The following is a 7,085-nucleotide window of genomic DNA, read 5'->3' on the forward strand; positions in this document are numbered from 1 at the left end:
CACTTTACCCAGTTATTTGGCAGGGTGGTTATTATGACCACAAACTTTGGGGTGTAATGTTCTTGGTTATTGTGATTTATGGACAAGGCAGAGTATCATTAGATAATATAATTTGCAAGCAATACCATTAAAGGATCTTAAGCATGAAAACGAAGAATATGATAGAGATGCTTGAAACAGCAAGTCCTGTTCTGGAGGCCTTATCCACACTGTTTGTTTTTGTGATTGGCTTATTGGTTTTACTCATTGTCGTTGTTTTTATCTTTGATATTACCCAAAGAAAGAACGCAGTGTTGCGTAATTACCCTGTTGTTGGGCATTTTCGTAGTATTTTTTCTAGCTTGGGTGAATTTTTTCGCCAATACTTCTTTGCTATGGACAGAGAAGAGATGCCATTCAATCGTGTAGAGCGTGATTGGGTACATAAAGCGGCTAATAATACAGGCACCACAGTTGCGTTTGGCTCAACCAAAAATCTAAATCCTGTAGGCACTGTGATTTTCGCCAATTGCCCTTTTCCAACCCTAGATGAAGATGCATCTGAAACACGCCCAATTACTATTGGTGAAGGTTTTTGTCAGAAGCCTTACAGGGCAAAATCGATTTTCAATATTTCTGGCATGAGTTTTGGTGCAATTTCCAAACCTGCAGTTTTGGCACTTTCAAACGGTGCAGCAATAGCAGGTTGTTGGTATAACACTGGTGAAGGTGGTCTATCGCCTTACCATCTAGAAGGCGGTGCAGATATTGTTTTTCAAATAGGCACAGCAAAATATGGCGTGCGTGATGAGCAGGGTAAATTAAGCGATGAAAAATTAACTGAAATTGCCGAACATGAGCAGGTCAGAATGTTTGAAATTAAAATGAGTCAGGGCGCAAAGCCTGGCAAAGGTGGTATTTTTCCAGGTGCTAAGGTAACACCTCAGATTGCACAAATTCGTGGTATTGGCGTTGGTGAAGATGCTATATCACCTAATCGACATGTTGAAATCAGTAGCGCACAAGATTTGTTGGATATGATTAATCATGTGCGTAAGGTTACTGGCAAGCCTACTGGATTTAAATCGGTAATTGGCGCAACCGATTGGCTAGATGATTTTTTCCAAGAGATTAACAAGCGTGGCGGAGGCTTGCGCACCAGATTTTATTACGCTAGATAGTGGTGATGGTGGCACAGGGGCAGCACCTATGTCACTATTAGATAATGTCGGTCTACCCATTAAAGAAACGCTACCCTTATTGGTTGATAAACTCATTCAATATAATCTTAAAGAGCGCGTTAAAGTCATTACTTCTGGCAAACTAATCACGCCATCTGAGGTAACATGGGCGTTATGTGCTGGGGCAGACTTTATAACCAGTGCCCGTGGGTTTATGTTTTCAATTGGTTGTATTCAAGCATTAAAATGCAATAAAAATACCTGTCCAACTGGTATTACCACACATAATAAACGCCTGCAAAAAGGACTAGACCCGAAAAATAAAGCAATCAAAGTCGCTAACTATGTACACAATATGAATCATGCAGTTGAAGTTATTGCTCATTCTTGTGGTGTGTCGGAGCCTAGGGAGTTAAATCGAAATCATGTGCGTATTGTACAAAATAATGCTCGCTCAATCCCAATGAGTGAACTTTATCCATCACAACATTTAGGGGGGTAGTATGAAAGCATCTGATTTATTTGTTAAGGCCTTAGAAAACGAAGGTGTTGAGTATATTTTTGGTCTTCCTGGTGAAGAAAATCTAGATTTTTTAGATTCTTTACAAGATTCAAGTATTAAATTTGTACTAACTCGCCATGAGCAAGGTGCAGCATTTATGGCAGCCACTTACGGCAGAATGACGGGTAAGACAGGCGTGTGCTTGGCAACTTTAGGTCCTGGTGCAACCAATTTCGTTACTTGCGCTGCTTATGCACAATTGGGTGGATTCCCAATGCTGATGATTACGGGGCAAAAACCGATTAATTCTAGTAAACAAGGGCGTTTTCAAATTATTGATATTGTGCGCATGATGGAGCCACTCACTAAATCCAGCAAACAAATTGTTAACGGCAGTATGATTCCCTCTTTAGTGCGAGATGCTTTTCGTTTGGCAGAAGAAGAAAGACCAGGTGCAGTGCATTTAGAGTTACCTGAAGATGTGGCGTTTGAAGAGGTAAAAGATTGGCATATATTTCCTGTACATGAGATTCGTCGCCCAGATGCAGACCAGAAGACTATAGAAATAGCGGTAGAAATGATTGAAAATGCCAAGAATCCTTTGCTATTAATTGGCGCTGGTGCCAATCGTAAAAAATTATTTAAATCAATGCAAAATTTTGTTGATAGAACCTGTATTCCATTTTTTAATACGCAAATGGGTAAAGGCGTGGTGAGTTGTGAAAATCCGTTATTCTTAGGTACAGCCGCATTATCTGATGGTGATGTATTGCACCAAGCAGTTGAAATAGCAGATTTAATTATTAATATTGGCCATGATGTGGTGGAGAAGCCACCATTTTTTATGCATGAAGGTGGCACTAAAGTCATTCATATTAATTTCAATTCTGCACAAGTTGATGAAGTGTACTTTCCGCAACTTGAGATTGTAGGTGATATTAAAACTACGGTTAATCGTTTGGCGCAAGCATTAAAATTAAACAATTGTTCGCTAGAATTATTAGCATTTAGAAAGCGTATTAAGCAAGTTATTCACGAGAAAGATAATGACGATTCTTATCCTTTATTGCCACAGCGTATTGTTGCTGATGTGCGTCGAGGACTTGATAAAGACGCCATTATTGCGCTAGATAACGGCATGTATAAAATTTGGTTTGCACGACATTATCACACTTATATGTCTAATACTGTATTACTTGATAATGCTTTAGCGACAATGGGTGCAGGGTTACCAAGTGCAATAGCTTGTGCTTTGTTATATCCACAGCGACAAGTGATGGCAATTTGCGGTGATGGGGGTTTTATGATGAATTCACAAGAGATTGAAACCGCCACACGCCTTGGGTTAAATTTGGTAGTACTTATTGTAACCGACAGTGCTTTTGGTATGATTCGCTGGAAGCAAGAGGGGCAAGGTTTAGATGATTTTGGACTTGAATATAACAATCCTGATTTTGTTAAATATGCTGATAGTTATGGCGCAAAAGGACATAAAGTGGAGGATGCAAATCAATTCTTGCCACTCATTGGGTCTTGTTTTAGTGAAGGTGGCGTGCATATTATTGATGTGCCAATTGACTATAAAGAAAACAAAGCGTTATTTCCTAAACAACTAAGAAACGCATAGAGGGCATTATGGAAAAATTAATCGTTAAACAGGCTTATACGGGTGAAACCCTGGCTGAATTAGAAATGCATGACAATACACGGGTACAGCAGATGTTGTCCATGGCTCAAACACTACATAAAGCAGGGCGATTGCCAGAGGCTCAACGCATTGAAGTATTGCAAAAATTAGCTAATTTGGTAGAGATTGAGCATGAAGATTTTTCACGCTTAATTGCAAATGAGGGCGGTAAACCCATTCGTGATGCAAGAGTGGAAGTCACCCGCGCTATTAGCGGTATTCGCATTGCCATTATTGAATTGGGCAATATTAAAGGTGAAGAAATCCCGATGGACTATACGCCAGCAGGAGTAGGGCACAAGGCACACACGATACTTGAGTCAATTGGTGTGGTGGTGGCAGTTAGTGCCTTTAATCACCCACTGAATTTAGCAATACATCAAGTTATCCCTGCAATTGCCAGTGGTTGCCCTGTGATTATCAAACCTGCTGGTTTGACGCCACTTTGCACATTGCGTTTAGCGGCGTTAATCCAAGAAGCAGGATTGCCAGTAGGTTGGGTGCAAGTCGCTCTGCTGAATAATGAAAATGCAGAAAAATTAGTCACCGATCCGCGTGTGGCATTTTTTAGCTTTATTGGCTCTGCCAAAGTAGGTTGGAGCCTCAAATCAAAACTTGCACCAGGCACGCGTTGTGCCTTAGAGCACGGTGGTGTTGCACCGCTGATTTTTGATGAATATGCAAACGAAGAAGATTTTGTAAGTGGTGTGGTAAAAGCCAGTATGTATCATTCTGGGCAAGTTTGTGTTTCAGTGCAACGCATCTATGTAGCTGAAAAGCGCATGCAAGATTTGGCGCAGAAAATTGCCACTGTTGCCGCTGGGCAAGTAGTTGGTGATGCGATTAACGAAGACTGCGATTTAGGTCCGCTCATTTCAGCAAAAGAGACGGATAGAATTGAGCTTTGGGTTAATGAAGCAATCACATCAGGTGCGCAGTTGATAACAGGTGGCAAGCGTATTAATGCGGTGAGTTATGAACCAACAGTACTACTAAACCCACCTAAAGATGCTAAAGTATCTACACAAGAGGTGTTTGGCCCTGTGGTATGTATTTATGGCTATAAAACACTTGACGAAGCAATTGAACAAGCAAACAGTTTGGATGTTTCGTTCCAAGCTGCAGTATTTAGCGATAATGTGCAAAGGGCAATGGAAGTGGCTGCAAAATTAGAAGCAAGTGCAGTAATAATTAATGATTACACTACTTTTAGAGTAGATTGGATGCCGTTTGCTGGTAGAAAACACTCAGGCTATGGTATCGGAGGCATTGGTTATACGATGCGTGATATGCTTGAGCATAAGATGATAGTTGTCAAAAAATGAATTGACGATAAGGGTTTATAAGAATTAATTGAACTGATGTTTATATAGTGAGGCGTATTCACCATTTGCACTGAGTAATTCTTGGTGTGAGCCTTGTTCAGTGACTTCACCTTGACGAAGTACAACAATTTTATCGGCTTTTTGCACTGTGCTTAGACGGTGAGCAATAATAATAGTAGTGCGGTCTTTTTGCATTTCATCTATGGCTGCTTGAACTTTTCGCTCGGTGGCAGAATCAAGTGCAGAAGTCGCCTCATCAAGAATCAAAATCGGACTGTCTTTGGCTATTGCTCTGGCGATAGCCAAACGCTGGCGTTGACCACCAGAGAGCTTGGTGCCATCTTCGCCGATTCGAGAATCAAATTTTTCACTTAAGGCTTCTACAAAGTCATAAGCATTTGCAATTTTAGCTGCGTTCTTAATCTTTTCATCGTTCATATTTTGAGTTTGACCCAGTGCAATGTTACCTTTTACAGTGTCATTAAATAGGCGTACATTCTGGTCAACAAAGGCGATTTGCGTGCGTAATGAATCCAGTTCAAATTCGCAAATATCGGTACCATCAATGGTAATACTGCCTGATTTTGGTGAATAGAATTTAGCCAAGAGTTGAATGATAGTGGTTTTACCGCTACCTGTAGAGCCAACAAGGGCAACAGTCTCGCCTGCTTTAATGTCTAAATCAATATTATTAAGTACATTTTTTTGGTCGGTATAGCCAAAAGAAACATGATTAAATTTAATCGTACCTTTGACATTTTTAAGTTGTTTTTTGCCAGTGTTTTGTTCCTGTGTTTCATCTATCAGTCCAAATACACTTTCACCAGCAGCTATTGCTATTTGTAGAGGTTTGTTGATGTTAATTAAACTTTTAGATGGTTTGACCAACATACCCATTGCGGTGAAATAAGACAAAAATTCACCGGCAGTCATTGTTAAGTAAGTGGCAGAAAAATACACCACACTTGTCAAAGATAAGCCGATTAGAATATTAACAAAAGTCATATTAAAAGCACTGGCCATATCCACTTTAAAGCGTTGTTGGCGAATCGTTTGAATCAACGCAAAGAATTTATTACTTTCTTGATTTTGTGCATTGTAGATTTTGACTAATGAGTTTCCTGAAATATTTTCATTCAACAAGTGTGTCATATTACCCATATATTGTCGTACTTTTCTACTGGAATTACGCATACGCGTAGAAGACAATTTAACTGCTAAGAATACTAGCGGTAGAAAGATAATCAGAGATAGGCTGAGCTCCCAACTTTTATAAAATAAGTAAGTAATGAGAATAACAACAAATACAAAAGACTTGACAAATTCTAGCCAAATAGTAGAGGCAGCATTGGCGATTTGCTCTACATCATAGGTGAGTTTAGACAATGTTTCACCAGTAGGATGTTGGTCAAAATACGCCTTGGGTAATTTTAGCAATTTGGCAAACATATTTGCGCGCAAATCCATAATCACTTTGTTAGATACCCAAGAGCTTGCCGCAGTAGAAGTTAGTGCAAATAAAGAACTGGCAGTAATCACAGCAAGTAGTATGCCCGCATAAAGTAGTGCGGTTTGTGTATTGCGCTCACCAACAAACAAGTCATCAATAATGCGCCCTGTGATTTCAGGAATTGAGCCTTCCAATACTGTTGCAAATATCATCATCGCAGAAGTGAAGACAAGCTTGCCAACATGAGGCTTTAGATAATAGAACAGTCTTGAAATAAAGTTTTTGTAACCCATTGTAAGAATTTTACCTAAAAATCAGAACATGCTTTAACCTGAGGGTGTAAATTTTTAAAAGAGTTAATTGGAGACCTTTGTATAAATCAACCAAAAGCCACCAATCTGGTAAAATAACACCTATCTAAAACAACCCTAAAAACAACACCAAATGTCTTGGAAAACACCCAACAATCCTCACTTGCAGATGCCTTAGTTATCGAACACAAATCTCTATCAGAGCTTGACGATGTTCACATCATCATCAATTGGAATGAGATAGAGAAAACCCTCTCAAGCCTATACTCGTCAGTACCTGGTGCACCAGCTTACCCACCACTGATGATGTTTAAAATTCTTATCCTTCAGGCTTGGTACAACCTAAGTGATGAAGCCCTAGAAAAACAAATCGCCAGAGACTTAATGTTCAGGCGTTTTATTGTAATGGTCTAACAATCTTAAACACAAAAATAGCCTTATAATACAAAATACAAGGAGGTCAATAATGACACAAATAATAAAATCTAGAAAAGAACGAGCTAACTTTACAATTGAACAAAAATTAGATGGCTCTTGTTAAAAACAAGTGGGTAAAAACCCATTAACCCGATTTAAGTCCAACTTTCCACTAAGCAAATAAGCCATGGTTTTAAAATGCTTTTTACCATAGCCCTTGCCTTTCTCTTTGC

3 protein-coding genes and 2 pseudogenes are annotated in these 7,085 nt (G+C 39.4%); 4 read left to right on the top strand and 1 reads right to left on the bottom strand.

Annotation, left to right across the window (positions count from 1 at the left end):
- The first annotated feature begins 158 nt into the window (after positions 1–158).
- The 3 genes and pseudogenes from BAZSYMA_RS09470 (at position 159) to BAZSYMA_RS09480 (ending at position 4,674) form a co-directional block, all read left to right on the top strand.
- Positions 159–1,662, top strand: a pseudogene (locus BAZSYMA_RS09470) (FMN-binding glutamate synthase family protein).
- Between the two features lies 1 nt (position 1,663).
- On the top strand, positions 1,664–3,289 hold the full coding sequence (locus tag BAZSYMA_RS09475) for an acetolactate synthase large subunit (protein ID WP_090718514.1): 1,626 nt from the start codon (positions 1,664–1,666) through the stop codon (positions 3,287–3,289).
- Positions 3,290–3,297: 8 nt separating this feature from the next.
- On the top strand, positions 3,298–4,674 hold the full coding sequence (locus tag BAZSYMA_RS09480; protein ID WP_090718517.1) for an aldehyde dehydrogenase family protein: 1,377 nt from the start codon (positions 3,298–3,300) through the stop codon (positions 4,672–4,674).
- 24 nt (positions 4,675–4,698) lie between these two features.
- On the opposite strand, the gene msbA is transcribed toward BAZSYMA_RS09480, so the two are convergent.
- The gene (gene msbA / locus BAZSYMA_RS09485) at positions 4,699–6,417 is read right to left on the bottom strand and encodes a lipid A export permease/ATP-binding protein MsbA (protein ID WP_090718520.1); all 1,719 of its coding nucleotides are present in this window, start codon (positions 6,415–6,417) and stop codon (positions 4,699–4,701) included.
- Between the two features lie 151 nt (positions 6,418–6,568).
- Between msbA and BAZSYMA_RS09490 the strand changes: the two are divergent.
- A pseudogene (locus BAZSYMA_RS09490) lies at positions 6,569–6,792 on the top strand (transposase); the annotation flags it as partial.
- Positions 6,793–7,085: the final 293 nt, after the last annotated feature.

The sequence above is a fragment of the Bathymodiolus azoricus thioautotrophic gill symbiont genome (assembly GCF_001298715.1).
In the GTDB taxonomy this organism is placed as follows: domain Bacteria; phylum Pseudomonadota; class Gammaproteobacteria; order PS1; family Pseudothioglobaceae; genus Thiodubiliella.

Coding starts and splice junctions, on each gene's coding strand:
- msbA (WP_090718520.1), bottom strand. CDS start 6,417: ATGGGTTACAAAAACTTTATTTCAAGACTGTTCTATTATCTAAAGCCT.
- BAZSYMA_RS09475 (WP_090718514.1), top strand. CDS start 1,664: ATGAAAGCATCTGATTTATTTGTTAAGGCCTTAGAAAACGAAGGTGTT.
- BAZSYMA_RS09480 (WP_090718517.1), top strand. CDS start 3,298: ATGGAAAAATTAATCGTTAAACAGGCTTATACGGGTGAAACCCTGGCT.